Raw genomic sequence first — 22,571 nt, 5'->3', positions numbered from 1 at the left:
GCCGAGGGTCCGTCGCGGCCGGGTGGCTGCCGAGCGGTCCGTCGAGCCGTAAGGTGAAGACCGATGGCGACCAACGGCACCCCGCACCCGTACCTGCGCCTGGCTCTCGGCCTGGGCGTCGGCGCGCTCACCCTGATCGGCATGATCCGGCTGGTGGCCGGCAACTTCGAGGGCCGGCTGGCGCTGTTCGCCTGGGTCGTCGTGGGACTCACCATGATCCCGTGGGTCGCGTACTGCGCCTGGCGCGGCTGGCACGGCAAGCTGACCCGGAACCGCGCGATCGCGGTCGCCGCCCTGGTCGTGGCCGGGCTCGTCGTGGTCTGGCTGTTCGTCCTGGGCCCGGTCATCGCGCTGGTGGCGTCGCTGGCCGCCTTCGTCCTGATCTGGATCAGTGACTGGCCGGGCAGGCGGGTGACCGGCGAGGAGAGGTTCGTCCGGATCGAGGAACTCGGCGAGCCGGAGTACGAGGAGGACGTGGAGACGGCCGACACCGGGCCGGAGGCGGAGTTCGAGCCCGCCCCCGAGTACCAGCCCGGCACCGAGGACCAGACCGTGCCGACGGGCGAGACCGACCCGACAGGTGAGACCGCGTCGGAGGCTGCGGAAGGACCAGGCGACGAGGGCGGGCATCAACCGAACGGTGAGCCCGGCGATCACCGGCTCGGCCGGGTTGCCGACCAAGCCGCGACCTGAGTTCTCCGGCACCGGACTCGGGCTCCGTCGTCCGCCCGCTGCGTGTCGCGATCTCTCTGCTGACGGGGCGCTCCGGGCCGGTTCTCACGTTGGACCACCCGCTGCGAAGAGAAATCACGACATCGGTGGATCGGACCCCGCTTGTCCTGGCGGGCGTCGATCCCTCGAGCGAATCGCGGTCAGCGAGCGGCTGCCGACGAGCCGGCTCCCGTACCCGGCCGCAGGATGCCCCGCACTCGATGCCGTCACGGCAGTGACCGCTACCCCCCAGACCCGATCGACCGGTCAACAGTGCGGCGACACGCCGCCAGAACCGCTGCTTTGGTGACCGGTCAGCGGTGGGATTGGAGGGTGAAGGCCAGGGCGGCGGCGCCGAGCAGGCCGGCGTTGTCCAGGACGGCGGGGCGGACCTCCAGCCCGGTCACGTACGGCAGCACGGCGAAGTCGCGCAGATGCCGGCGCAGCGGTTCGAAGATCACCTCGCCGGCCTTGGCCACGCCGCCGCCGAGGACGACGGTCGGAATGTCCAGCTCGGTCGCGGTGGTCGCCAGTCCGGCGGCCAGGGCGCGCATGCCGCGGTCGATGACGCTGATCGCGGTCGGGTCGCCGGCCCGGGCCGACTCGGTGAGCGCCTTGGCGTCTTCGCCACCGGTCCAGCCGGCCTGCCGGGCGGCGGCCACCATGCCGGGGCCGCGGGCATAGAGCTCGACGCAGCCGTAGCCGCCGCAGACGCAGCGGCCGCCCCAGGCGTCGACGGTGATGTGGCCCAGATGGACCGCGTTGCCGGTCAGCCCGCCGACCAGCCGGTCCCGCAGCACGGCGCCGCCGCCGACGCCGGTCGACACCACCACGCCGATGATCGAATCCAGGTCGCGGCCGGCGCCGAGCCAGTGCTCGCCGAGCGCGAAGCAGTGCCCGTCGCCGGCCAGCCCGACCAGCGGCTCGATGCCGGTGACCTCCTTGATCACGGCCCGGGTCCGGGACACGATCGGGAAGCCGCGCCAGGCGCCGATGTTGACCGGGGACACGGTCCCGGCCGGCTCGTCGATCGGGCCCGCCGAGCCGATCCCGACCCGCAGCGGCGCGCCGGTGGAGACCTCGGGGCCGACCAGCTCGCGTACCGCGGCCTCGAGGCCGGCGAACACCTCGTCGGGGTCGGCGGACTCCGCCGTCGGCTGTACCGTCTGCCGGCCGATCCGGCCCTGGTCGTCGACCAGCGCAGCCGCGATCTTCGTCCCGCCGACGTCGATCGCCAGCACCTGTTCCGTCATCGGAGCCTCCCCAGATTCGTCCGGCGCAGAGCATAGGGGATGACTGTCGGCGCCATTCAGTAGAGTGATCGGTTGTGGCAGTAGCAGATTTTCCCGCCGACCTGGCCGAACTGGGCAAAGCCCTCGATTCGATCGAGGCCGTCCTCGACCCGGAGTCGAAGCGTGCCGAGGTCGCCGAACTCGAGATCGAGGTGGCCCGGCCGGACCTCTGGGACGACCAGGCCAACGCGCAGCGGGTGACGTCGCGGCTGTCGCTGCTGCAGTCCGAGCTGGAGCGGCTGACCCGGCTGCGGTCCCGGCTGGACGACCTCGGCGTGCTGGTCGAGCTGGCCGAGGAGGAGAGCGACGCGGCGAGCCTGAGCGAGGCCGAGTCCGAGCTGGCCTCGCTGCGGACCGAGATCGACGCGCTCGAGGTCCGCACCCTGCTGTCCGGTGAGTACGACGAGCGCGAGGCGCTGGTCACCATCCGGTCCGAGGCCGGCGGCACGGACGCCGCGGACTTCGCCGCGATGCTGCTCCGGATGTATCTGCGATGGGCCGAGCGGCACGCGTACGCGACGGAGGTCTACGACACGTCGTACGCGGAGGAGGCGGGCATCAAGTCCGCGACGTTCACGGTCAAGGCCCCGTTCGCGTACGGGACGCTGTCGGTGGAGCAGGGCACCCACCGGCTGGTCCGGATCTCGCCGTTCGACAACCAGGGCCGTCGGCAGACGTCGTTCGCCGGGGTCGAGGTGCTGCCGGTCACCGAGGAGACCGACCACATCGACATCCCCGAGGCCGACCTGCGGATCGACGTCTTCCGGTCCTCCGGTCCCGGTGGCCAGAGCGTCAACACCACCGACTCCGCGGTCCGGATCACCCACCTGCCGACCAACATCGTCGTCTCCTGTCAGAACGAGAAGTCGCAGTTGCAGAACAAGGCGGCCGCCCTCCGGGTGCTCCAGGCCCGGCTGCTGGAGCGGGCTCGGCAGGAGCGGGAGGCGGAGATGAACGCACTGCGCGGCGACGGCGGCAAGAGCTGGGGCGCCCAGATGCGGTCGTACGTGCTGAACCCGTTCCAGATGGTCAAGGACCTGCGCACCAACTACGAGGTGTCCAACCCGGACGCCGTGTTCGACGGGGACATCGACGGGTTCATCGAGTCGGGCATCCGCTGGCGCCGGACCTCTGCGGTCGCGAACTGACCGCTGTGACCGAGGCTGACGGGGCGGCCGGGTTCCAGGAACTGGCCGAGCGGCACGGAGTGCCGGGTGCCGTGTTCGGCGAACTCGAGATCGGCGCCGATCCGGCCTCCGACCGGGTCCGGGTCGAGACCTACGGCGTGGTGAACACGGCCACCGGTCAGCCGGTGCTGCCCGACACCGTGTTCCAGATCGGGTCGATCACGAAGCCGTACACGGCGATCCTGATGGCCCGCGCCATCGCCGACGGTCGCACCGCGCTGGACCAGCCGGCCGCCGAGCTCCTCGGTGCCGGCGTCCCGCTCAGCTCCGACGCCGAGGCCTCGAAGCTGATCACCGTCGGGCACCTGCTGACCCACCGGTCCGGGATCGACGGCGACCTGTTCACCGACACCGGGCGCGGCGACGACTGCCTGGAACGCTACGTCGCCGGGCTCGGCGGGGTCGCCCAGATGTTCCGGCCCGGCGCCCTGTATTCGTACTCGAACGCGGGCTGGGTGGTGGCCGGCCGACTGCTCGAGATCCTGTACGGCAAGCCGTGGCGGCTGGTGCTGCGGGACCTGCTGATCGAGCCGCTCGGACTGGCCCGCACCTCGACGCTGGCCGAGGAGGCGATCCTGCACTCGGCGGCCGTCGGCCACACCGGCGGCCCGGGCCGGTCGAGCACTCCGGTCAGTTACTGGGCGCTGCCGCGGTCGATCGGGCCGGCCGGCGGGATCAACTCCACCGCGACCGAGGTGCTGACCGTCGCCGCCGAACTGGTCCGCGACGGCGGCCGACTGCTGCCGTCGGACGCCGCCGCGGCGATGCTGGCCGATCACGGTGCCAACCCGCCCGGCCTGCAGATCGAGGGACATCAGGGACTCGGCTGGATGGTCGGTCGCTGGCAGGGCGAGCTCGTGTTCGGGCACAACGGGCTGACCGTCGGCCAGTCCGCCTATCTGCTGGTGCTGCCGGGCCTGCGCCGCGCGCTCTGCCTGCTGGTCAACGGCGCCGGCGCGGCGAACCTCTGGTTCGAACTGCGCCGCTCCGCCCTCGCCGGGTACGGCATCGCGGTGCCGCCGGGCTCGCTCGCGACGACCGGCGACGCCGAGCCGCTGGAGTCCTGGCTCGGCTGGTACGCGCGGGCGGGGGAGCGGATCGAGCTCGTCGGCAACGCTGACATCTTCCGGGCCGTGGTCGAGGAGGACCTCGAACTCGGCGGCGAGCCGGAGCGCACCGACTATGCGCTGACCCCGGTCCGGGACGGCCTCTGGGCCGGCCGGGCCGACGGCCAGCTCTCGCCGACCCCGTTCCGGGTCGGCCGCTTCACCGAGGAGCAACGCGCTCCGGGCCGGCCCGCCGGCGACGACCGCTACCTCTACGCCGGCTCCCGGATCAACCACCCGGCGCCCTGACCAACGTCCCCAGCCCAGCCGCGGCAGGGTTCCTTCGCCGAGCGGACACTTTGACCTCGATCCCGGCCGATCTGCCGGTCACAGTGTCCATTCGGTGACGTCAGCCGGGCGATCTGCTGCGGCGGAATCCCGGCGCAGCGCTCCGGGGGCGGAACCGGTGGCCTCCCGGACGTGCCGGCTCAGGTGGCTGACCGAGTCGTAGCCGCAGAGTTCGGCGATCGTCTGCAGGGTCAGCGTCGAGTTGCGCAGGTAGCCGAGGACGTGCCGGAGCCGGACCGCGCGCAGGTACGCCCTCGGGCTGGTCCCGCACAGCCGCCCGAAGTAGGCCCGCAACGCCGACGGGGAGCAGGCCAGCTCGGCGCACAGGTCGGCGATCCGCAACCGCTCGGCGTACCGCTGCTCGATCAGCCGCTCCGCCGCCGCCACGGTCCGCTCCGGCAGCCCGCCCGGCCGCTCCGCCCCGGCCCGGCGGAGTTCCAGGTCCAGCTGCTCGACGAGCAGCGCGAGCATCCGGTCCCGCTCGGGCGCCGAGCGCAGGAACTCGTGGGTGAGGGCCCGGAAGAGCCGGCCGATCGAGCCGTCGCCGTCGTCGTAGCTGACCCGCGGCCAGTCACGGTCCGGCGGTGCGGTGAGCTGGACGAACCGGTTGGCGTAGCCGGCCTCGGTCAGCTCCGCGTGCGGGGTCTCGGGCGGCGTCGCCAGGATGGTGCCCGGCGTGCCGTCGTACGTCAGCGGACCGATCGGGCAGCTGGCCCGGCCGCTCACGTAGTAGACGATCTCCCAGCTGCGGTGGGCGTGCAACGGGAAGTGCTGGCCGGGCGCCGCGACGTGGGCCCCGGCTCCGATCAGCTGTGGCGGTTCGTGCATAGGGCGGCTTGCCTCCTGCATCGCCTCGGCGGCGTCCTCGCGGCAGAGTCGGCCTCCAGCACATCAGGCCCCGGACCGCGGGCGCAACGGAGAGGACCGGCGATGGACCAGCCCACGGCACTGCGCGAACTCGGCGTCGTCGACGACACCCTGACCCCGGCCGAGCGGGACCGGCTGGACCGGGACGGCTACCTGCCGCTGACCGGGCTGCTGACCACGAGCCAGGTCGCCGCCCTGAACGCGCGACTGGCCGAGCTGACCGCCGCCGAGGGAGACCGTGCCGGACTTGAGGTGCACCAGGAGCGGGGCACCGACCGCCTGGCCGACCTGGTCAACAAGGACCCGTTGTTCGACGTCTGCTACTCCCACCCGAAGGTGCTCGCGGGGATGCGGCACGTGATCGGGGACTTCCGGCTCTCCTCACTGAACGCCCGCGCCGCCCTGCCCGGCCAGGGACACCAGGGTCTGCATGCCGACTTCGGTGAGCCGGTGGCGCCCGGCGACTACCGGGTCTGCAACTCGATCTGGCTGCTGGACGACTTCACCGCCGAGAACGGGGCGACCCGGGTCGTTCCGGGCAGCCACCGCAGCGCCGCGATGCCGGGCGACGTGCTGGCCGACCCGACCGTGCCGCATCCCGACGAGACGCTGCTGCTCGCGCCCGCCGGCACCGTGGTGATCTTCAACAGCCATCTCTGGCACGGCGGGACACGGAACCGTACCGAGCGGCCGCGGCGGGCCCTGCACGCGTACTTCTGCCGTCGGGACCTGCCTCAGCAGCTGGATCAGCAGGCCTATCTGCGGGTGAACACGTACGCGCGGCTGAGCCCGGCCCAGCGGTACGTGCTCGATGTCGCCCTGCCCGGCGCCTGACCGGCGGAGTGTGACGCGGCCGACTCGCCCGCAGCCCCCAATGGTCTTGGATCACGAAAAGGTCACCTAGACTCGACCCCGGCCGGTTCCCGGTGCCGTCAATGCGGCGCGCTCAGATCGTCTAGCCCGGCCGAGGCGCAAACTGTGATTCGTTTCGAGAGTGTTTCCAAGGTCTACGACAACCAACGCCGGGCCGCCCTGAACGAGGTCGACGTCGAGATCGAGAAGGGCGAGTTCGTCTTTCTGGTCGGCGCCTCCGGCTCCGGGAAGTCCACCTTCCTCCGGCTGATCCTGCGCGAGCAGCGCCCCACCACCGGCCGCGTCTTCGTCGCCGGCCGGGAACTGAACCGGCTGCACTCCTGGAAGATCCCCAGCATGCGGCGCCAGATCGGCACCGTCTTCCAGGACTTCCGGCTGCTGCCGAACAAGACCGTGCACGAGAACGTCGCGTTCGCCCTGCAGGTCATCGGCAAACCCGCCTCGGTGATCCGCCGGGTCGTGCCCGAGGTGCTCGACCTGGTCGGCCTGGACGGCAAGGGCGACCGGATGCCGGATGAGCTGTCCGGCGGCGAGCAGCAGCGGGTGGCGGTGGCCCGCGCCTTCGTGAACCGGCCGAAGATCCTGATCGCGGACGAGCCGACCGGAAACCTCGACCCGGCCACCAGCGTCGGGATCATGAAACTGCTGGACCGGATCAATCGTTCGGATACGACGGTGTTGATGGCCACCCACGACTCCACCATCGTCGACCAGATGCGCAAGCGCGTGATCGAGCTGGACGAGGGGATCGTGGTCCGGGATCAGAGCCGTGGTGTCTACGGATACTGAGCCCGGTTCCTGCCGGTGTTACCTGTCGTGTTCCCTGATTGAGGTTGATTGATGCGTTTCCGCCACATCGTCTCCGAGACCCTGAACGGGCTGAGGCGCAATCTGACGATGACCCTCGCGGTCATCATGACCATGTGGGTGTCCCTGTCGCTGTTCGGCTCGGGCCTGCTGGCCAGTCAGCAGATCGACCTGATGAAGGACCGCTGGTACGACAAGATCGAGATCTCGATCTTCCTCTGCACCAAGGACACCCGGGGTCAGATGTGTACGCCGGGGCAGGACATCAGCCAGTCCCAGAAGGACGAGATCGAGCGGACGCTGAAGGCCAACCCCGAGGTGGCGGAGGGCGGCGTCTACTTCGAGACCAAGGCCGAGGCGTTCGCCGACTACCAGGAGGCGTACCGCGGGAACCCGCTGGGTGCCGTGCTGACGGAGCAGGACATGCAGGAGTCGTTCCGGGTGAAGCTGAAGAACCCGGAGCACTACGAGGGCGTCGTCAGCGCCGTCATCGGCCTGCCCGGCGTCGACAACGTGCAGGACATGCGGAAGATTCTCGAGCCGTTCTTCCAATGGCTGAATTTGCTGCAATGGACGGCGATCGTGGCGTCGGCCCTGCTTCTCGTCGCGGCCGCATTGCAGATCGGGAACACCATTCGATTGGCGGCTTTCGCGCGGCGCCGGGAAATCGGCATCATGCGCCTGGTCGGAGCGAGCAACCTCTATATCACTCTGCCCTTCCTGTTGGAAGCGATCGTGTCCGCCCTCATCGGAGCGGCTCTCGCATGCGTCACACTCGCAACAGGCGTTTACTTCATCATCACCCAACGGGCTCAACCCTCACTCGAGGGTTTACCCTGGATTGGGTCGCGGCAGACCCTCCTGGCCATGGGAGGGGTTGCGATCGTCGGGTTGCTTCTGTCTATCATTCCCACGCTGATAACGACCAGAAAGTACTTGAGAGTGTGATCTGACTTCGCATTCTCAATAACGCTCTCGGATTCGGGGCTGAGCGCGAAAATCGAAAATCTGTGATTGGGGAAAGCTGTGGTTCCGGATCTTCCCTACGCCCGCAAGGGCGTTCCGGGCGACAGCGAAGCACCGAAGAGTGATGGTCGCTTCGCCCGGCCGAAGCAGGTGTCCGCTGCGGGCGGCGCCGGTCGAGTCGCCTCTCGGCGTGATGAGCACGTCCCGGTCCGTTCGCGGAGCGGGGCGGGGGTTCCAGGGGGTCGTCCCCCTTGCCGGTCACGGTCGCCGCTGGTTCGTCGTGTGCGGGCGTGGCTGGTGATCGTGGTGGCGACCGCTGTCGTGGTGGCGTTGCCGGGTGGTCTGGCGACCGCTGATGATCTTGATGACCAGAAGGCCAAGATCGAGGCGCAGTTGAAGCAGACCAAGCAGCAGCTCAACGAGTCCAGCCAGCAGTTGCAGCAGGCGGTGGCGGCGGTGGAGCAGGCGCAGGCTGCGGTGGAGGCGGCGCAGGCGAAGTTGGCCCGGACGCAGGCGGAGTTGGCGGAGGCCAAGCGGGTCGATGAGCGGATGGCGGCGAAGCTGAAGGAGTCGCAGGCGGCGTTGAAGGTGGCGAAGGCTGCGGTGGAGGCCGGTCAGTTGAAGTTGGACCGCAAGGAGGCGCAGGCGACCGCGGTGGTGCGTCAGCAGGTTCAGCAGCAGACGAATCTGTTGCCGATCGCGTTGTTGGTGGAGAGCACGTCGCTGGCGGACTTGCAGACCCGGGTGCAGTGGTCGCACACGATGATCGAGACGTCGAATGCGCAGATCTTGGAGTTGACCGAGGCCCAGCGTGCGTTGAACGCGGCGCGGGCGAAGCAGACCGATATCGAGAAGCAGGACCAGGCCAATCGCCAGGCTGCGGCGGCGAACCTGGTGCTGAAGCGTGAGTTGGAGGCCAAGGCGCAGTCGGAGGCCGACGAGGTCGCCTCGCTGCTGGATGCGAAGCAGGCCGCCGAGGCTGCCGCGTCCGATCAGCTGGCCGCGGACAAGCAGCAGTACCAGGAGCAGGTCAACGAGCGGGAGAGCGTGGAGAAGCGGATCGCGGAACGGATCGCCCGCGAGAAGGCCGAAGCCGCCCGCAAGGCCGCCGCCGCACGGGCCGCCCGGATCGCCGCCGAGAAGCGGAAGAAGGCGGCCGAGGCCAGGGCGCGGGCCGAGCGGGAGGAAGCCGAGCGCTCGGAGCGGAACTCCGACTCGAACAACAACGACGACGACGAGCCGAAGAAGAAAAAGAAGCCCAAGAAGAAAAAGAAGTCGTCCAACTCGTCGGCTTCGCACGGCTTCGACTTCCCGGTCGACGCGCCGATCACCTCGCCGTACGGGATGCGGTTCCACCCGGTGCTGCACTACTGGAAGCTGCACGACGGGACCGACTTCGGCGCCGGCTGCGGCACCGCCATCCGCGCCCCGTACAAGGGTCGGGTCGAGGAGCGCTACTACAACTCCGGGTACGGCAACCGGTTGATCATCGACCACGGCAAGGTCGACGGCCGCTACGTCACCACCGCCTACAACCACGCCATCCGCTACACGGTCGGCGTCGGGGACCGGGTGGACCAGGGCGAGGTGATCGGCTACGTCGGCACCACCGGCTACTCGACCGGCTGCCACCTGCACCTGATGGTCTGGCTGGACGGTGACATGAAGAACCCGATGTCCTGGTTCTGAGCCTCAGCGGTCGAGCTGGAGCCGCGTCCAACTGCGTACGGTCAGCGTGGCGAACCCGACCACGAAGACGCCGAGCACGGCGAACTGGGCCGGTGTGACCCCGGCGCCGTGACCGAGCGCCCACAGGGCCGGCGCGGCGATCGGCAACCAGCCGCCGACGCCGGCCAGCGCACCGACCTGACCGATCACGACCAGGCCGACGGTGACCGCGACCCCGGCGAGCAACGACCGGGTGAGGGTGGCCAGCCAGGCCACCGGAAGCGTGATCGCCGCGGTCAGCATGCCGAGCACGAACTGCCGGCCGAGGCCTTGCAGGTCGGACCCGGCCGGCGGCCCATACCCCAGCAGCAGGGCGACCCCAGTGATCCCGGCGATGATCATGAGGCTCACCGCCAGTGCCCAGCCGCCGAAGACGATGATCTTGGCAGCGGCGAGGGTGCCGCGCCCGACGGGCAGGGCGAACAGGCCGGTGATCGTGCCCTCGGTGAACTCCCGGGCGAACAGCCAGGCGAGCACGATGCCGAAGCCGCCGAAGGCCCCGGCGGCGGTGATCTGCGCGGCGGCCGCCAGCAGTCCCGGCCAGTCGAGGGTCGCGGACGGGCCGAGCTTGGCCGTGAGCTCGGACTGACCGGACCGGACCGCGGCCGTGATCCCGCCGATCAGGGCCAGCACGCCGCCGACGATCGCGGCCGTGCCGATCACCCCGACCAGAGACCGGGTGAGCTTGATCGTCTCGACCCGGATCGCCGTGCTCAGCACGGTGCATCCTCCTGGTCGTCGGCGTGGATCCGTTCGAAGAAGGCGCGTTCCAGGTCCTGGCCGCCGGGATCGAGCGTGTCGATCAGCCGGCCGTTGTTGATCAACAGGATCCGGTTCGCGATCCGGGCCACCTCGTCGAGGTGGTGGCTGCTGACCAGGACGGCGGCGCCGGCCGCGGCCCGGCGCCGCAGTGCGTCCCGCAAGATCAACACCGCGGCCGGGTCGAGCGTGTTGCTCGGCTCGTCCAAGATCACCAGTGTCGGGTCGTGCTGCAGTGCGGCGGCGAGACCGACCCGCTGCCGGTTGCCCAGGGACAGTCGTCGGGTCCGCCGGCCGGCCAGGCCGTCCAGCCGCCAGGTGGTCAGCGCCGCGGTGACGCAGGCCGGCTCGGCGGCGTGCAGCTCGGCGGCCAGCCGCAGATTCTGCCGCACGGTCAGTTCCGGGTACGCGAGCGGCACCTCCACCAGCTGGCCGACCCGTCGCCAGACCGATCGCGGAGCCTGACCCAGGCGTGCCCCGCCGATCCGTACCGCACCCCGGTCGGGCCGCAGCATCCCGAGCGCGAGCCGCATCAGCGTCGTCTTGCCGGCCCCGTTCAGCCCCACCAGCGCGACGATCTCGCCCGGCTCGACCCGCAGGGTCAGGCCGGACACCCCGGCACCGCCGCGGAACGTCCGGCTCACCTCGTCCAGCTCAAGCACTTCGGCCACCACCCAGCACCCGCAGTGCCGCGCCGACGGCCTCGACCAACTCGGCGTCGGTCCCGGCCCAGTCGATCAGGGCCGCGGTCAGCCCGGCGATCACCGCCGCGGCCACGACCCTCGCCTCCGCCTCGGCCGCGCCACGGTCGACCAGGGCTGCGGCGACCGCGATCCGGGTCTGGTCGGTGCCGAGCTGAAGCCCGCGGGCCGTGGTCGCCTCGGCGAGGATCCGCAGCCTGGTCCGCAGGGCGGTGACCTCGCCGGCCGGGAACCGGCTCCAGGTCGCCGCGAAGCCGGCCAGCGTGGCCCGCAGCGGCGACTCCGACCGGGGCCTGCCGCGGATCGCCTCCGCGATCACGGGATCGTAGGAATCCTCGAGCAGCAAGGCCTCCTTGGTCGCGAAGTGCCGGAACAGGGTCATCTCGCTGACCCCGGCCCGCGCCGCGATCTGCCGGGTGGTCGTCGCGTCGAACCCGTCCTCGAGGAACAGCTCCGTCGCGGCCGCCTGCAACGCGGTCCGAGTTCGCTCTCGCCTGCTCACCTCCGAAATGTTAGTGACTAACATCAGCCGGTGCAAGGATCGACGGTTCCATGATCACGGTGTACGTTGATGATCAGGAGTGCCGGGAAGCCTGGTCGGCGCATGGTGGTTCGTGCGTCCCGAGGAGGTTCCCGATGGAGATCATGGCGCTGTCCGCGCTCGACGACGACGGCCTCGACCTGGTCGGCGGCAAGGCGGCCGGGCTGGGCAGGTTGATCAAGGCGGGGGAGCGGGTCCCGGACGGGTTCTGTCTCACCACCGAGGCCTATCGGCGGGACCGGATCCCTGCCGACGCGGTGATCGCGGCCTATCGGCGGTTGGGCGGCGGGTCGGTCGCGGTCCGGTCCAGTGCGACGGCCGAGGACCTTCCCGACGCCAGTTTCGCCGGTGTCCAGGACACCGTGCTCGGCGTCAGTGGCGACGAGGCGGTGCTCGCCGCGATCCGTACCTGTTGGGCGTCGTTGCAGACGCCGCGGGCGATCGCCTATCGCGAGGCGCGCGGCCACGCGACCGGTGCCGTTGCCATGGCCGTGGTCGTGCAGCGCATGATCGATCCGGTCGCGGCCGGCGTGACGTTCACCGCGAACCCGATCACCGGCACCCGAACGGAACTGGTGATCGACGCCGCGCCCGGGCTGGGGACCCGGGTCGTGGACGGTGCCGAGGAGACCGATCATTACGAGCTGCGCGACGGCGACCGGCCGTCGGCGCGGGGTTGCCTTTCCCTGTCCCAGTTGGAAGAACTGCGCCAAGCCGGCCGCCGGATCGAACGTGATCTTGGTGGCCCGCAGGACCTGGAATGGGCCTTCGACCGGGACGGAACGCTGTGGCAGCTGCAGGCGCGGCCGATCACGACCTTGTTCCCGGTGCCCGAACAGGACGGACGCGGCCTGCGGGTGTTCCTCGAGGTCGGTCACCTGCAGGGGTTGCACGTTCCGGTGACACCGATGGGCATGTCGGTGCTGACCCGGGCCGGTGATCACTGGCTGGAGGCGTACGGCCTGCCGAACACCCGAGAGGCGATGGTGGCGATCGCCGGCCGCTTGTTCCTGGATGTCACCTTCATGTTCCGGGACCGCCGGTTCCGTCCCCGGATCCCTGCCATGCTTGAGATCTACGGTCCAGGCGTGGCGTCCGCCGCGACCCGGCTGCTGGAGGATCCGCGGCTTGCGGCCGAGCCCGGGCGTACGTTGCCGGTGAAGACGATCATGAAGGTCGCGGCGAAGATCGTTCCCGACCTGATCACCGGCTCGGTGTCGGCGATGATCTTGCCGGGGCGGGCCCGGCGGAGGGCCTTCCGGCTGCGCGACCAGGTCATCGCCTCGCAGCCGGAGCCGGCCGCCGGATCCTCAGCCGCCGCCCGGATCGCGGCAGCGGCCACCGCCCAGGACCCGGTGCTGATGGGACCCATGACGGCGTTGCTGCCGCCGCTGTACGCCGGGTTGGGCTCGAGCCGGATCGCCGCCGCGCTGCTCGGCCGGGTGGCGGAGCCGGGTGAGATCGACGCGACCCAGCGCGGCATGCCGTACAACGTGACCACCGAGATGGATCTCCACCTGTGGCGGGTGGCGCAGTCGGCACTGGCGCACCGCGCGCTCTTCCGCGACACGGCTCCCGGCGATCTGGCCCGGCGGTTCCGGTCCGGCGACCTGCCGGACATCGGCCTGCCTCGGTTCCTGGAGCGATACGGTCATCGCGGCGCGGCCGAGATCGACGTCGGCGTCCCTCGCTGGGCCGAGGATCCGACGCCGCTGTTCGCCGCGATCGCCGGCTATCTGCAGGTGGACGACCCGGACCAGGGCCCGGATCTCAGGTTCGCCCGGGCGGGCGCCGAGGCGGAGCGGACGCTCGATCTCCTGGTCGGCCGGGCGATGCGGACCCGGCCGCTCCGCGGGGCGCTGGCCGGCTGGCTGCTGCGCCGGTCCCGGGCGCTGGCCGGGCTCCGGGAGCTGCCCAAGTTCGTCTGGCTGCTCCCGCTGCGGACCGTACGGCAGCAGTTGCAGGCGGCCGGCGCCGAACTCGCCGAGCAGGGGCGGCTCGGCGCGCCGGACGATCTCTGGTACCTCACCCTCGAGGAGGCGGCGGCCGCGGCGGCGGGGACGGACCAGAGCGAGTTGGCGGCCGCGCGCCGGGCCGACCACCTCAGGGAGAGGCGCCGGACCCGGGTGCCCGGCGTCCTGCTCTCGGACGGCACCATGCCGGAGCATCTGCCGACCGAGCTGGAGCCGGACGACGACACCCTGGTCGGCATGCCGGCGGCGGCCGGCACCGTCACCGGGGTCGCCCGGGTCGTCCACGAGCCGGCGGCGGCACGGCTCGCGCCGGGCGAGATCCTGGTCGCGGTCACCACCGACCCGGGCTGGACGCCGCTGTTCCTCACCGCCGGCGGCCTGGTCACGGAGACGGGGTCGCCGATGGCGCACGGCCCTACGGTCGCCCGCGAGTACGGCATCCCGGCCGTCATCTGCGTACCCGGCGCGACGACCAGACTGGACGGCCGGACGGTGACCGTCGACGGCAACTCCGGCACGGTCCGCCTGGCCGACTGAGGCCGCATCGGGTTTGCGGATTTTTCCAATCCGCTGTCGGCGGCCGGTGGCAGGGTGAGATCCGTGATCGCCTCAGCGCTGGCCCGGCTCCGGGAGCGGCAGGAGTGGAAGTTCTTCGGCGTGCTGCCGAAGGCCGACCTGCCGCTCACCGTGCTGTGGTGGACGCTGCTGCTGCTCAGCGGGCTCGTGCCGGCCGTGTTCGCGATCGCCACCGGCGTCGTCGTCGGCGCGGTCGCCGGCGGCGCCTCGTTGGTCGGGCCGCTGCTGTTCGCGGGCGTGCTGTTCCTGGTGATGCAGCTGCTGCCGCCGGTGCTGCAGGCGGTCAGCATGAACCTGGGCAGCCGGGTCTCGGCCTGGCTGAACGACACGCTGACCAGGACCTGCGTCGAGCCGCCCGGCATCGCGCACCTGGAGGACCCGGCGCTGGCCGAGGATCTCACCGTGGCCCGCGAGTTCGACCGCGGCATGACCGGGCCGCCCATGTTCCTCAACGTCGACTTCATCGCCGCCGGGCTGCTCGGCATGATCGGCGGCGCGGCGTCGGCCATCGTGCTGTTCGGGTTCGCCTGGTGGGCGCCGCTGGTGCTCCTCGCCTGCTGGGTCGCCACCCACTGGCTGCTCCGGGAGAGCGGCGTCTGGGCCGACCGGAACACGCCGGAGGTCCGCGCGGCGCAGCGGCACGCCGACTATGCGTACCGGTTGGCGACCGATCCGGCCCCGGCCAAGGAACTGCGGCTGTTCGGGCTGGCCGGCTGGGTGGTCGAGCGGTTCGTCGCCCGGCGCCGGCGACTGTTCGACCTGCAGTATCGGGCGACCCGGCTGCGGGAGAAGTCCGTACTGCTCTGCCTGCTGATCGTGCTGGCCGGCAATGCGGCCGTGTTCGGTGCGCTCGGCTACGCCGGGGTGATCGGTGGGCTCACGATCGACCGGATCGTGGTGTTCGCCCAGAGCGCCGTCGGGGTCAGCCTGATCGCCTTCGGCGGGCTCAACTGGGCCCTCGACGGCGCCGCCGCCCCCGTCGCGGCGGTGCTCCGGCTGCAGGGGGCGATGCGGGACCGGGGTGCGCTGGCGAAGCCGGCCGCGGCGCCTAAGCCACCGGCCGACCGGGCACCGCTGCGGGAGATCCGGTTCCGCGGCGTCACGTTCCACTATCCCGGCACCGACCGGTTGATCTTCGACCGCCTGGACCTCACCATCCCGGCCGGCGGCTCGCTCGCCATCGTCGGGCAGAACGGCGCCGGCAAGACGACCCTGGCCAAACTGCTCTGCCGCCTGTACGACCCCGACGACGGCTCGATCGAGGTGGACGGCGTCGACCTCCGCGACCTCGACCTGGCCGCCTGGCGGCAACGGCTGACCGCCGTGTTCCAGGACTTCGTCCGGTTCGAGCTGCCGCTGCGGGAGAACGTCGCGCCCGCTCGGCCGGCCTCCGACGACGAGTTGCGGGACGCCCTGGCCGCTGCCGGTGCCGACGGCCTGGCCGGGCTGGACACCGTGCTGGCCAAGGGCTATCCGGGCGGCACCGACCTCTCCGGCGGCCAGTGGCAGCGGGTCGCGCTGGCCCGCGCCCTGCATGCCGTGCGGTGCGGAGCCGGGCTGGTGCTGCTGGACGAACCGACCGCCCAACTGGACGTCCGGGGCGAGCTGGCGATCTTCGAGCGGGTGCTCGCGGCCACCCGCTCGGCGACGACGATCCTGATCTCGCACCGGTTCTCGACGGTACGGCTGGCGGACCGCATCTGCGTGCTGGAGCACGGCCGGGTGATCGAGCAGGGCAGTCATGACGAACTGATCGCGCGCGGCGGCCGCTACCGCACGATGTATCAGCTGCAGGCGCGCCGGTTCGACGCCGGCTTCGACGAGGAGGGGGTGGCGTTCGATGTCCTCGCCTGATCGCGACGACGGCCCGGCGCCCGACGATCTTCCGCCCGCGCTGGCGTCGATGTGGCGACTCTTCCGACTCGGCTACTCGCACGAGCCGGTCCTGCTGCTGATCTCGCTCGGGATCACCCTGCTGGCCGCCCTGCCGGACGCCTTGCTGGCCCTCTGGCTGCAGTGGCTGGGCAACGCGATCGTCGCCGGGGACGGCACGATGATCATGCTCTCGGTTTCGCTGATGGCGCTGTCGGTCGCGGCCAGCTGGCTGCTCCGGGTGATCAGCACTCGGCTGACCCGAAGATTCCGCGACAAGGTGACCGTCGGCCTGGAGGCGCACATCGCCACCCTGCAGGCGTCGATCGGCGGGATCGAGCTGCACGAGCGCCAGGAGTATCTGGACCGTCTTGCGGTGCTGCGCAACCAGGTCTTCGTGCTCGACCACATGTACCTGTCGGTGCTCAGCACGCTCGGGTGGATCCTGCGCCTGGTGGTCACCCTCGGCCTGCTCGCCGCGGTGCACCCGCTGCTGCTCCTGTTGCTGCTGTTCGGGCTGCCGCCGGTGTTCAGCTCCTCGATCCGGCCGGCCGTCGAGCGGAAGGTGGAGGAGCGGGTGGCTCGGCACACCCGGCTGGCCGAGCACCTGTTCGCCACCGCCACCACGGCCGCCGCCGGCAAGGAGGTCCGGGTGACCGGGATCGGGCCGGACCTGGTGGCCCGCCGGCGCAGCGCATGGGAGCGCTGGTTCCGGCCGGTCGCCGCGGCCCGCTGGGGTACGGCAGCGGCCCACGCCGTGGCCTGGGCGGTCTTCGGTCTCGGCTACGTCGGCGCGATCGTGTTCGTCGTGCTGCGCGGTTCGCCGGTCGGCGACGTCCTGTTGATCATGGCGGCCGGAGCCCGGCTGTCCAGCTACATCGGTGCGACGGTGGGCGAGATCGGCTTCCTCCGCGGCACCTGGCTGGACGGCTCCCGGCGGCTGGTCTGGCTGGAGCGGTACGCGGCGACCCAGGTGTCCGGCGCCGACCGGCCGGCTCCGGAACGGCTCGACGCCGGGATCGACCTGCAGGACGTCTCGTTCCGCTATCCCGGCACCGAGCGGCTCGCGCTCGACGGTGTCACGGTGTACCTGCCGGCCGGCGCGGTGATCGCGATCGTGGGGGAGAACGGCGCCGGCAAGTCCACCCTGGTCAAGCTTCTCTGCGGCCTCTACCGCCCGACGTCGGGTCACGTCCTGGTCGACGGCACCGACCTGGCGACGATCGATCCCGTCCGCTGGCGGGAACGCCTGGCCGGCAGCTTCCAGGACTTCTACCGGTTCGAGTTCCTGGCCCGGACCAGCGTCGGGCTCGGCGACCTGCCCGAAGTCGATCATGAGCCTGCGGTCGTCCGGGCGGTCGTCCGGGCGGTCGGCCGGGCCGGCGCCGGCGACGTGCTGGAACGGCTGCCGCGCGGCCTGGACACCCAGCTCGGGCCGACCTGGCCGGACGGCGCCGAGGTGAGCTTCGGCCAGTGGCAGAAGCTGGCGCTGGCCCGCGGCTTCATGCGGACCGGTCCGCTGCTGACCGTGCTCGACGAACCGACCGCCGCCTTGGACGCCGAGACCGAGCACGAGCTGTTCGAGCGCTACGCCGAGTCCGCCGCGACCCGCCGCGACGGCGGCATCACGATCCTGGTCTCGCACCGCTTCAGCACGGTCCGGATGGCCGACCTGATCCTGGTTCTGGACGGCTCCCGGCTGGCCGAGCACGGCAGTCACGCCGACCTGATGGCCCGCGGCGGCCAGTACGCGGAGCTCTACCGGATCCAGGCCAGCGGCTACCGCTGATCGGCGACCGGCAGCGCCACCACGACGAGATTGTCGGCGTAGCCACCCTGCTCCGCGTCGTAGGCCCCGATGCAGGTGAGCAAGATCAACCGCGGCGGGCCGTCCTGGCCGAACACCTCGTGATCATCCGCCAGCCGCTGCCGATCCACCCGGCGGATCTCGGTGACGCGGTAGCGGCGCCGCAGCTCGTCGGCGCGGACGGTGAGCTGGTCCCCGACCACGATCGACCACAGCCGGCGGAAGAACCCGATGCCGTGTTCGGCCGAGTCGACATGGCCGGCGATCACCGTTGCACCGAAGGGATCTCCGACGTAGGAGCTGCCGTCCCACCAGCCCACCTGACGTACGTCGTCCGGCACGATCAGACTGCCGTCGACGGTGGAGACCGGCACCACCGTGGCGTGGGCGCCGCCGGGCAGGTCGAGCCGGTTCGGGACGAACCGCGAACCGGGCGCGGCGTCCGTGCCGACCTCAGCCACCGCCGTCGACCGCGGTGCGGAGGGTTCCGGTGCGGCCTCGGTGCCGACCGGAGGCTGCCGGCAGCCGGCCAGCCCGATCAGCAGCACGGCCAGCCCGACACCCCACAGCCGGCGCATGATCATGAGAGACCGTGGTGCCATGATCAGCGGGCGGTCCGGGCCGCCTGCCCGCCGGTACCGGTGTTGACGTCCTTCGGCCGGTCGCTGCCCGCACTGGCCAGCTTCATCGCGTGCGAGGTGTAGGTCATCAGCCCGGCCGCCGGGTCGCCGTAGGCGTACACCCGGGTCAACGTGCCGCCCTCGACGGTCAGCTCCACCGGCCCCATCAGCGCCGGCATCTTCATCGAGGCGTGCCCGGCCGAGACGCACTTGACCTGGTAGGTCCCGGCCGGCACGACCGCGTAGACGAAGTCACCGTTGGTGACGTTGGCGAAGATCACCTTGTCGTTCACCATGACGTCGGCCGGCGGCTCGATGCCGACGTGGGCGACGGCCAGCCCCGCCTTCCCCTTCGGTACGGCCGCCAGATCGTTCTCGAAGACCGTCAGCACCGGGTCGCCCTTCGGCACGATCGGCAGGTGCACGGCCAGGTCGGAGTTCGAGCCCGCGGCCAGCGTCGCCCGCGAGGTCAGGACGGTCCGGCCGTCGACGGTGACCGAGACTGTGACCCGGCCGCTGTTGATCTTGACGGGGCCGCTGATCTCGCCGGGACCGGCGTCGGCGAAGACGGTCCGGCCGTCGACGGCCACGGTGGCCGTTCGGCCGGGCAGTCCCTGCACGACGTAGACCGTGGCCTGGCCGTCGGCCCCTGCGGTCGGTACGACCAGCGCGGCCGACCCGAGGATGATTCCGGCGGTGATGACGGCACGGCGGAGCCGGCCGGCGCGTGACCTCGACATGAGCGTTCTCCCGAACGTTCCGGCCGGCTCGGTGCCGGCCATCCGGCCGTCCAGGACGGCCTCCCGATGACGCCGCTGCTGCGGTGCGATCACGTTAACCGTTCGCCCTCCGGATCGTGTCCAAAGTGGTTAAATGGGGCCAAATCACTGGGGTCACCTGCTCCTCTCGGGGAGCGTTTCGGGGGAAACGATGGCACCGGACCAAGGTCGGCATGCCCGCTTGCGGCGGATGATCGGACTGGCAGTCACCTGTCTGCTGCTCGGCGGCGCGGCGCTCTTCGCGCGCACCGCGGACGCCCTGCCCACCACGTCGCCACCGGCGGCGTCCGCCGGTCCGGCCACCACGCCGCCACCGTCGCCCGCCCCGAGTCCGGCGGAGCCTTCCACCTCGGCACCGGCCGCGACGCCGGCGCCGGGCGAGCCGTCACGGCCGACGTCCGGCCCCGGTTCGACCGAGGCCGGGCTCTGGCTGAGGGCCGCACCCGCCGGCGACGGCAGCTTCCAGGTCGTCGAGCTGATCATGCTGCCCGCACCGGTCAGCAAGATCACGTTGCGCCCGCTCGCCGGCAGCGGGTCGAGTTCCGCCCTGCGGCCGTCGGCGCGCTCGGTGCAACTCAGCGCCGATGATCATCCCGTGCTCGTACCGGACGGGCCGAACGCGCGTGCAACCGTGGTGGAGTGGGGGTTTCCGGCCGACCGGGTCGAGCTGCGCTACATCCTGGCCGGCGTCGCCGAGCGGAGCCGGCCGTCCAAGCCGGGACGGGCGCTCGCGACGCTCGGACCGCTGACCGAGCTGCCGCCGCGGCTGCCGGTGATCATGCAGATCGCCGGGGAGGGGATCCTGAGCCTGGACTGCTTCCGGCTGCCCGCCGCCGAGCGCAGTTGCGCGTCCGGCCGGCCACCGGAACTGCGGACCGCCCGCCCGCTGCCGGTCGAGGACGCCGTGGTCCGGGTGCAGTACGACCTCCCGCTGCCGGGCTGAGGCGCCGTGTTCCTGCTGGGGCCCGAGACGATGGCCGTCGTCGTGGGCGGCATCCGGGTCCTCACCTACGGCGGCTACGTCCTGGTCGCCGGCACCGGCATGTTCTGGGCGCTGGCCTGGCCGGAGGGAGTACGGAACCGTCGACTGACCCGGCTGGCCGCCGCCGGGATCGCGCTGCTCGGCGGCGGCACGGCGCTCGGCGTCGTGGCACCGATGGGGCTGGCCGGACGAGCGCTCGGCGAGGTGGTGGACGGGCTGACCGGAAGCTGGCTGATCATCCGGCTGGCCGTGCTCGCCTTCGCCGCGTTCTTCCTCGCCGACCTGCGTCATGGCGCCGTGGTCGGGTGGCGCCGCGCGATCGTCCTGATCGTGATCATCGTGCTGGCCGCCACCCTGGTCACCCAGTCCAACGCGATGACCGAACCGTGGCGGGTGGTCAAGATCATCGCCACCTCGGGCCACGTGATGGCCACCTCGGCCTGGCTGGGCGGGCTGCTGGCGCTGGCAACCACGCTGATCCCCGGCAACAAGGTCAACCTCACCGACCGGGTGATCCCGCGGTTCTCGCTGCTGGCGACGGTCAGCATCGCGACCCTGCTCGGCACTGGCGTGCTGCACGCCCTGGCCGTGGCCGGCGGGCCGCTGCCCCTGCTGTCCTCCTGGTACGGGCTGGTGCTGGCCATCAAGGCGGCGCTGTTCGGCGTCATGCTGCTGCTCGGCAACCATGGACGCCGGTATGCCGCCCGGGCGGTCGCGAGCCGCCGGGCCACCGCGACGGCCCGGGCTCGCGCCGGACGGACCGGGACCGACCTGGCTACCTCGCCCGTCCGGCAGGACTTCACGACGCTCGGCGTGGTGATCGGCGCGGAAGTGGCGCTGGCCTTCGCGATCCTCGCGGTGACCGCGGTCCTGGTCGCGGTCGCGCCGTGACCCTGTGATCATCCGCCGGAGGCTGCTATCGTCGACGTCATGCGTATGACAGGTCAGTGGTGGTCCGCCTGAGCGGCGGCCACTGAATCCTGCGTACGAATCCATCAGCCGCCCGCATCCCGGGCGGCGGTTCTCATGATCACGCTCCGGGCGCGCGGGCTCCACCGGAAGCGAGAAGTCGATCATGACCGAGACCATCACCGAGCCGGAAGCCCCGGCCCAAGCACCGAACCCGGCTCGCCGGCTCAGCCTGCTGACCCCGAGCGGCAGCCTCACCCTGGGCAACTACCTGGGCGCGCTGCGGCCGATCCGCGACTCCGCCGGCGAGGGCTTCTACGGCATCTGCAACCTGCAGGCGATGACCGTCGAGCACGACCCGGCGACGCTGCGGGCGCGGACCGACGAACTGGCGATGATCATGGTCGCCGTCGGCATCGACCCGGACCGGAACAGCCTGTTCCGGCAGAGCGAGGTGCCGGCCCATCTCGGACTGCAGTACCTGCTCGAATGCACGGCCACGATGGGCGAGTTCGGCCGGATGATCCAGTACAAGGAGAAGGGCCGGGGCCGCCCGGAGACCCGGGTCTCGCTGTTCACGTACCCGGCGCTGATGGCGGCCGACATCCTGCTCTACCGGGCTGCCGAGGTACCGGTCGGTGAAGATCAACGGCAGCACGTCGAGATCACCCGGGACCTGGCGATCCGGTTCAACCGCCGCTACGGCGAGGTGTTCGTGGTGCCGAAGGTGATCAATCCGCCGGTCGCCGCCCGGGTGATGAACCTGCAGCACCCGACCGAGAAGATGGGCAAGTCCAACGACGCCGTGAGCGGCGTCCTGTTCCTGCTCGACCCGCCGGACGTGATCACGCGCAAGATCAAACGTGCCGTCACCGACGCCGAGCGGGAGGTCGGCTACGACCCGGTGCGGCGGCCCGGCGTGTCGAACCTGATCGAGATCGCCGCCGGCTGCCGGAACTGCACGATCGAGACCGTGGTCGATGATCACCCGGATCTGGGCTCGCTCAAGCGGGGCGTGATCGACGCCGTGCTCGCCGAGCTCGAGCCGCTGCAGCGGGCGTACCGCAGCGTCGACCGGGCCGACGTGGACGCGATCTTCGCTGCCGGCGCCGAGCGGGCCAGGGCCGTCACCGAGCCGGTCCTGGACTCGGCCCGGCAGGCGATCGGCCTCTAGGCTGGTGCGGAGCGCGCACTGAGCCTGTCGAAGTGCCGAGCCTTGCCCTTCGA

General features: G+C 71.2%; 20 protein-coding genes. 13 read left to right on the top strand and 7 right to left on the bottom strand.

Going from position 1 to position 22,571, the window contains the following annotated elements:
• Nucleotides 1-63 precede the first annotated feature (63 nt).
• Entirely contained in the window at nt 64-693 is a 630-nt protein-coding gene (locus tag AC6CCG_RS29815; RefSeq protein WP_496658434.1) for a hypothetical protein, read from the top strand.
• Between the two features lie 332 nt (nt 694-1,025).
• On the opposite strand, the gene AC6CCG_RS29810 is transcribed toward AC6CCG_RS29815, so the two are convergent.
• Nucleotides 1,026-1,964 (bottom strand): ROK family protein, encoded by a 939-nt coding sequence (locus AC6CCG_RS29810; protein WP_496658433.1) that lies wholly within the window; start codon nt 1,962-1,964, stop codon nt 1,026-1,028.
• Between the two features lie 74 nt (nt 1,965-2,038).
• On the opposite strand from AC6CCG_RS29810, the gene prfB reads away from it, so the two are divergent.
• Entirely contained in the window at nt 2,039-3,151 is a 1,113-nt protein-coding gene (gene prfB / locus AC6CCG_RS29805; protein WP_496658432.1) for a peptide chain release factor 2, read from the top strand.
• A 5-nt stretch (nt 3,152-3,156) separates the two neighbouring features.
• Entirely contained in the window at nt 3,157-4,545 is a 1,389-nt protein-coding gene (locus AC6CCG_RS29800) for a serine hydrolase domain-containing protein (protein WP_496658431.1), read from the top strand.
• A 78-nt stretch (nt 4,546-4,623) separates the two neighbouring features.
• On the opposite strand, the gene AC6CCG_RS29795 is transcribed toward AC6CCG_RS29800, so the two are convergent.
• On the bottom strand, nt 4,624-5,412 hold the full coding sequence (locus tag AC6CCG_RS29795) for a helix-turn-helix transcriptional regulator (RefSeq protein ID WP_496658429.1): 789 nt from the start codon (nt 5,410-5,412) through the stop codon (nt 4,624-4,626).
• A 102-nt stretch (nt 5,413-5,514) separates the two neighbouring features.
• Here AC6CCG_RS29795 and AC6CCG_RS29790 point away from each other — a divergent pair, with 102 nt between their 5' ends.
• The 4 genes from AC6CCG_RS29790 (at nt 5,515) to AC6CCG_RS29775 (ending at nt 9,786) form a co-directional block, all read left to right on the top strand.
• Nucleotides 5,515-6,285: a phytanoyl-CoA dioxygenase family protein gene (locus AC6CCG_RS29790; RefSeq protein ID WP_496658428.1), complete on the top strand. Its 771-nt coding sequence runs from the start codon at nt 5,515-5,517 to the stop codon at nt 6,283-6,285.
• Nucleotides 6,286-6,429: 144 nt separating this feature from the next.
• Nucleotides 6,430-7,113: a cell division ATP-binding protein FtsE gene (gene ftsE / locus AC6CCG_RS29785; protein ID WP_179748980.1), complete on the top strand. Its 684-nt coding sequence runs from the start codon at nt 6,430-6,432 to the stop codon at nt 7,111-7,113.
• 51 nt (nt 7,114-7,164) lie between these two features.
• Nucleotides 7,165-8,079: a permease-like cell division protein FtsX gene (ftsX, locus tag AC6CCG_RS29780; RefSeq protein WP_496658427.1), complete on the top strand. Its 915-nt coding sequence runs from the start codon at nt 7,165-7,167 to the stop codon at nt 8,077-8,079.
• Between the two features lie 300 nt (nt 8,080-8,379).
• Nucleotides 8,380-9,786, top strand: coding sequence for a peptidoglycan DD-metalloendopeptidase family protein (locus AC6CCG_RS29775; protein ID WP_496658426.1), 1,407 nt, complete (start codon nt 8,380-8,382; stop codon nt 9,784-9,786).
• A gap of 3 nt (nt 9,787-9,789) precedes the next feature.
• On the opposite strand, the gene AC6CCG_RS29770 is transcribed toward AC6CCG_RS29775, so the two are convergent.
• From AC6CCG_RS29770 to AC6CCG_RS29760, 3 genes are read right to left on the bottom strand one after another with little or no spacing between them, the layout of a single operon-like run.
• The gene (locus AC6CCG_RS29770; protein WP_496658425.1) at nt 9,790-10,545 is read right to left on the bottom strand and encodes an ABC transporter permease; all 756 of its coding nucleotides are present in this window, start codon (nt 10,543-10,545) and stop codon (nt 9,790-9,792) included.
• Complete coding sequence (locus tag AC6CCG_RS29765) at nt 10,539-11,255, bottom strand: ABC transporter ATP-binding protein (protein ID WP_496658424.1); 717 nt, start codon at nt 11,253-11,255, stop codon at nt 10,539-10,541. The genes AC6CCG_RS29770 and AC6CCG_RS29765 overlap by 7 nt, the downstream gene beginning before the upstream one ends.
• Nucleotides 11,239-11,787: a TetR/AcrR family transcriptional regulator gene (locus AC6CCG_RS29760; protein ID WP_496658423.1), complete on the bottom strand. Its 549-nt coding sequence runs from the start codon at nt 11,785-11,787 to the stop codon at nt 11,239-11,241. Before AC6CCG_RS29760 ends, AC6CCG_RS29765 begins: the two co-directional genes overlap by 17 nt.
• Nucleotides 11,788-11,921: 134 nt before the next feature.
• Between AC6CCG_RS29760 and AC6CCG_RS29755 the strand changes: the two genes are divergently transcribed.
• The 3 genes from AC6CCG_RS29755 (at nt 11,922) to AC6CCG_RS29745 (ending at nt 18,036) form a co-directional block, all read left to right on the top strand.
• On the top strand, nt 11,922-14,336 hold the full coding sequence (locus AC6CCG_RS29755) for a PEP/pyruvate-binding domain-containing protein (RefSeq protein WP_496658422.1): 2,415 nt from the start codon (nt 11,922-11,924) through the stop codon (nt 14,334-14,336).
• Between the two features lie 63 nt (nt 14,337-14,399).
• Complete coding sequence (locus tag AC6CCG_RS29750) at nt 14,400-16,229, top strand: ABC transporter ATP-binding protein (protein WP_496658421.1); 1,830 nt, start codon at nt 14,400-14,402, stop codon at nt 16,227-16,229.
• Nucleotides 16,216-18,036: an ATP-binding cassette domain-containing protein gene (locus AC6CCG_RS29745; protein ID WP_496658420.1), complete on the top strand. Its 1,821-nt coding sequence runs from the start codon at nt 16,216-16,218 to the stop codon at nt 18,034-18,036. Before AC6CCG_RS29750 ends, AC6CCG_RS29745 begins: the two co-directional genes overlap by 14 nt.
• On the opposite strand, the gene AC6CCG_RS29740 is transcribed toward AC6CCG_RS29745, so the two are convergent.
• Both AC6CCG_RS29740 and AC6CCG_RS29735 read right to left on the bottom strand, forming a co-directional pair.
• Complete coding sequence (locus AC6CCG_RS29740; protein WP_496658419.1) at nt 18,027-18,638, bottom strand: class F sortase; 612 nt, start codon at nt 18,636-18,638, stop codon at nt 18,027-18,029. The two genes, AC6CCG_RS29745 and AC6CCG_RS29740, sit on opposite strands and share 10 nt — an antisense overlap.
• Nucleotides 18,639-18,658: 20 nt before the next feature.
• Nucleotides 18,659-19,414, bottom strand: a complete 756-nt coding sequence (locus AC6CCG_RS29735) for a DUF4397 domain-containing protein (RefSeq protein ID WP_496658418.1) — start codon at nt 19,412-19,414, stop codon at nt 18,659-18,661.
• A 229-nt stretch (nt 19,415-19,643) separates the two neighbouring features.
• On the opposite strand from AC6CCG_RS29735, the gene AC6CCG_RS29730 reads away from it, so the two are divergent.
• From AC6CCG_RS29730 to trpS, 3 genes are all read left to right on the top strand, one after another.
• The gene (locus AC6CCG_RS29730; RefSeq protein WP_496658416.1) at nt 19,644-20,396 is read left to right on the top strand and encodes a hypothetical protein; all 753 of its coding nucleotides are present in this window, start codon (nt 19,644-19,646) and stop codon (nt 20,394-20,396) included.
• 6 nt (nt 20,397-20,402) lie between these two features.
• Entirely contained in the window at nt 20,403-21,326 is a 924-nt protein-coding gene (locus AC6CCG_RS29725; protein WP_496658415.1) for a CopD family protein, read from the top strand.
• Nucleotides 21,327-21,510: 184 nt separating this feature from the next.
• Entirely contained in the window at nt 21,511-22,518 is a 1,008-nt protein-coding gene (gene trpS / locus AC6CCG_RS29720) for a tryptophan--tRNA ligase (protein ID WP_496658414.1), read from the top strand.
• Nucleotides 22,519-22,571: the final 53 nt, after the last annotated feature.

Source organism: Microlunatus sp. YIM B11417 (assembly GCF_059617205.1).
The sequence above is the reverse complement of the archived record's forward strand: the minus strand, read 5'-3'. Positions and strand labels throughout refer to the sequence as shown.